The sequence below is a fragment of the Aeromonas sp. QDB56 genome, from assembly GCF_027705505.1.
GTDB classification, from domain to species: Bacteria; Pseudomonadota; Gammaproteobacteria; order Enterobacterales; family Aeromonadaceae; genus Aeromonas; species Aeromonas caviae.
On the sequence record NZ_JAPDBZ010000211.1, the window covers coordinates 1 to 4,203 of the forward strand.

The window sequence follows — 4,203 nt, forward strand, 5'->3', positions numbered from 1 at the left end:
GCATCATGCCTCCCTCGCTTTTTTGTCCTGATACTACGTGGACTGGAACTCAAATTCTCTTAAGTGAACAGCATTGCTGCTGTGACAGGCCCTTTTTCATTTTCTGTTGTTCCGAGGGTCAGGCTTCGGCTTTATTCAGCCACTCCACCCTGTACTGGGCGCCGGTGCCCTGGGCCAGCCTGGCGCACAGGGGTTTCAAGAAGGCTTCGATCTGCTCGTCCAGCATCCAGGGGGGGCTGATGATCAGCATGCCGGAGCCGTTCATGCCCCAATCGGCAGTCTGGCCGGCCACTTCCAGCTCGGCCACCAGGACGTTGCCGAAGTTCTCCCGCTTGATCGCTTTGAGCATGTCGCGGGACTTGTCCGCCTCTTGCCCGAGGATGGGATACCAGAGCGCATAGATGCCAGTGGCCCAGCGCTTCTGTGCCTTTTTCAGGGTATCGACCACGGCGAAGTAATCTTCCTTGAGCTCATAGGGTGGGTCGATCAGCACCAGGCCGCGGCGCGGGGTGGGCGGCAGCAGGGCCACCAGCCCCTCGAAGCCGTCGCGATGGTGGACGGCGACGCGGGGGTCGTACCCCATGTTGGCGCGAAGATCTTCCACCTCGTTGTTGTGCAGCTCCATCAGCGCCAGCTTGTCCTGATCGCGGATGAGGCGGCGTGACAGCTCCGGCGAGCCGGGGTAGTAGTGCAGCTGACCATCGCTGTTCATCTCCTCGATGACACCCAGATAGGGGGCCATGGCAGACCACTGGGCCCGCTCATCCCACAGGCGTTTGATCCCGTCGGCATATTCCGCTTTCTTCTGGGACCAGTCGCCGCGCAGGTCGTAGAGACCGCCACCGGCATGGGTGTCCAGCACGATGAAGGGTTTCTCCTTCTTCTTGAGGGACTCGATGATCAGGGCCTGGACGGCGTGTTTGAGCACGTCGGCGTGGTTGCCGGCGTGAAAGGCGTGGCGGTAGCTCAGCATATGAGATCTCTGAGGGGGCCCTGCTGGGCACCCAGTAACGATAGATAGTGAAACAGGTTGCGGCTGTCGCCGCGAAACAGGGCGAGGGTGCGCAGGGTCTGCAGCAAAACCCCCTGTTGCAGCCGCTCCAGCTCCAGTTCGTGGGCCAGCATGGTCTGGTACTCCTCGGCCCCCACCCGTGACTTGGCCTGCTGGCGCAGGGTGCGCCAGGGGAGCAGCACCGCCTCGGTCTGTACCAGGGCCGGTTGCAAGTCCGTGAGGTCGACCGGGATCCGGAGCAGGTCGAGGTGGTACAGCAGGAGCGCCAGGTTGACGTTGCCCCCCATGCTTTGCACGTGGAGCCAGTCCTGGCTGCGCTGGCCATAGGCGCCTGTGCTCCATGTCCAGAACTCGGAAGGGGTGGGCAGGGCGTCGGGGCTGACCCGCTCGCTGGCCATCAAGGCTTCATCACGCAAAGAAGGCCTGCTCCATGGTTTCCAGCTCCTCGGAGAGGCTCATCCACTCCAGCTCGACGTGCTCCAGCTCTTCCTTGAGGGGGCCCTGGGACTTGAGCAGCTCGGAGAGCTTGCCCTTGGCACTCTCTTCATAGATGGCGGGATCGGCCAGCTGCTCTTCCACCGCGGCCAGCTTGGCCTGCAGCTTCTCCATGCTGGCCTCGAGCTTCTCGAGCTTCTGGCGCAGCGGCCGGGTTGCTTGCCGGAACTGGGCCTCAAGGCGCTTCTGATCCTTGCGCGCCACCGCCGAGTTGGCGGAGACGGTGCCATCTGCCGGCTTGGCATTGGCCTCTTTCTCCTGCTCGCCGAGCCACTTGTGGTAGTCGTCGAGATCCCCATCGAAGGGCTCGACCCGGCCGCCGTGGACCAGATAGAAATCATCCGTGGTGGTGCGCAGCAGGTGACGGTCGTGAGAGACCACCACCATGGCGCCCTCGAACCCTTGCAGGGCCATGGTCAGGGCGTGGCGCATCTCCAGATCCAGGTGGTTGGTCGGTTCATCCAGGAGCAGCAGGTTGGGCTTTTGCCAGGTGATGAGGGCCAGCACCAGACGCGCTTTCTCACCGCCGGAGAAGGGGGCCACCTTGTCGAGCACCTTGTCGCCGTGAAAACCGAAGCTGCCGAGGTAGTTGCGAAGCTCCTGCTCGGTCTTGTCCGGCGCGAGGCGCACCAGGTGATCGAGGGGGCTGTCATCGAGGCGCAGGGTCTCGAGCTGATGCTGGGCGAAGTAGCCGATGCTCACCCCGGCGCTCACCTCCAGCTTGCCCGACAGCGGCGGGTTGCTACCGGAGAGCATCTTGATAAAGGTGGACTTGCCCGCGCCGTTGCGACCGAGCAGGCCGATGCGCGACCCCGGCACCAGGTTGAGCTTGATCTTCTCCAGGACCACCTTGTCGCCGTAACCGGCGCTGAGGTTCTCCATGGCGATGAGCGGGGCCGGCAGAGCGGAGGGCTCGCGAAACTCGAAGCTGAACTCGGAGTCGGCGTGAGCGGGCAGGATCTTCTCCATCCGCTCCATGGCCTTCAAGCGGCTCTGGGCCTGACGGGCCTTGGAGGCCTTGTAGCGGAAGCGGTCCACATAGGATTGCATGTGGGCCATCTCCCGCTGCTGCTTCTCGTACATGGACTGCTGCTGGGCCAGGTGCTCGGCCCGTTGCAGCTCGAAGTCGGAGTAGCCGCCGCTGTATTCGTTGAGCTTGCCGTTCTCGATATGGATGATGCGATTCACCACGGAGTCGAGGAAGTCGCGGTCGTGAGAAATGAGCACCAGCGTGCCCTGATAACCCTTGAGCCACTTCTCCAGCCAGATGACGGCGTCCAGATCCAGGTGGTTGGTCGGTTCATCCAGCAGCAGCAGATCGGAGCGGCAGAGCAGCGCCTGGGCCAGGTTCAGGCGCATGCGCCAGCCACCGGAGAAGCTTCTGACCGGCGAGTCGAGCTGATCGCCGCCAAAACCCAGACCGTGCAGCAGCTCGGCGGCGCGGGCGCGAATGCTGTAGGCACCTATGGTATCGAGCTTGCCGTGCAGCTCGGCCACCAGCAGACCGTTGTCATCCGCCTCGGCCCGGGCGAGCTCGGCCTCCAGGGCGCGGAACTCCTTGTCGCCGTCTATCACGTACTCCAGGGCGGAGCAGTCAAGCGCCGGGGTCTCCTGGGCCACGCCGGCAATCTGCCAGCTGGCGGGCAGGCTGAAGCTGCCGTTGTCGATGGCCAGCTCGCCCCGCACCAGCGCAAAGAAGGTGGACTTGCCACAGCCGTTCTTGCCCACCAGGCCCACCTTGTGGCCGGGGTGTATGGTGGCGGACGCGTTGTCCAGCAGCGTGCGGCCGCCGCGGATCAGTTCGATTTGACTGGCAACTATCATGGATGGGTCTGCTTGGCTCGATTGAAGGAGAGAAACTGGCGCGGATCTTACGTGAAATGACACAAATTTGCACTTGAGGGCGGGGGGGATGGCTGCCGCCGGAAAAACGTGTCATAACAGAGACATCTGGGGGGCAGGAGGCTGACCATGTTGATTAAAGAGATCATGACGACCCGGGTCGCGACCGTTTCCATGGATGACAGGCTGAGCGTCATCAAGGAGATCTTCGAGCAGGCCCATTTCCGCCACCTCCTGGTGGTGGAAGAGGAGGAGTTGGTGGGGGTCATCTCGGACCGAGATCTGCTGCGTGCCATCAGCCCCTATCTGGACACGGATGCCGAGATGAACCGGGACACCGAGACCCTCAACCGGCGCGCCCACCAGATCATGAGCCGTGAACCCATCACCGTCTCCCCCGAACGCTCCCTGAAAGAGGCCGCCGGCCTCATGCTGGAGCACCAGATCTCCTGTCTGCCTGTGCTGGAAAACGGCGCCCTGGTGGGCATAGTGAGCTGGAAGGACCTGCTGAGGGTCATGAGCGGCTGGCAGCCGGTCTGAGGGGGCGGGGAAGGTGTGCGGGGAGCCCGTGTCGCCCGGCAGGGCTCCCAGCTTCTCGCTTTGCTGAAAGATTAAACTGCATTCATCAAATTTTTCAGATCGCTTGTGTTGCAAAAATGATTTTAATGGTCATAAATTCTACCGTTGTCATTTAGTGTGACACTATATGTCGCGGCGTCAGCTCGAATTGACGCTTTTATAATTAATCGTTCGCCGCTTCAGTTCCCATCTTAAATACGAAAGGGGACTCCCTCCGACGTAGGTGGGAGGGGAATTTCGCCGGGGCGTCAGCCCCGCTGGTTTTGAATGTATTG

General features: G+C 62.2%; 4 protein-coding genes. 1 reads left to right on the forward strand and 3 read right to left on the reverse strand.

The genetic code is table 11. The features are described 5' to 3' along the window. Positions 1-118 precede the first annotated feature (118 nt). The 3 genes from OKB81_RS19550 to OKB81_RS19560 are packed head-to-tail and all read right to left on the reverse strand — an operon-like array spanning position 119 to position 3,331. Positions 119-973: a 23S rRNA (adenine(2030)-N(6))-methyltransferase RlmJ gene (locus OKB81_RS19550; protein ID WP_102948406.1), complete on the reverse strand. Its 855-nt coding sequence runs from the start codon at positions 971-973 to the stop codon at positions 119-121. After that, entirely contained in the window at positions 967-1,428 is a 462-nt protein-coding gene (locus OKB81_RS19555; RefSeq protein WP_160839292.1) for a DUF2390 domain-containing protein, read from the reverse strand. The genes OKB81_RS19550 and OKB81_RS19555 overlap by 7 nt, the downstream gene beginning before the upstream one ends. Next, on the reverse strand, positions 1,421-3,331 hold the full coding sequence (locus tag OKB81_RS19560; RefSeq protein WP_160839294.1) for an ABC transporter ATP-binding protein: 1,911 nt from the start codon (positions 3,329-3,331) through the stop codon (positions 1,421-1,423). The genes OKB81_RS19555 and OKB81_RS19560 overlap by 8 nt, the downstream gene beginning before the upstream one ends. 147 nt (positions 3,332-3,478) lie before the next feature. Between OKB81_RS19560 and OKB81_RS19565 the strand changes: the two genes are divergently transcribed. Further along, entirely contained in the window at positions 3,479-3,889 is a 411-nt protein-coding gene (locus OKB81_RS19565; RefSeq protein ID WP_042865010.1) for a CBS domain-containing protein, read from the forward strand. Positions 3,890-4,203: the final 314 nt, after the last annotated feature.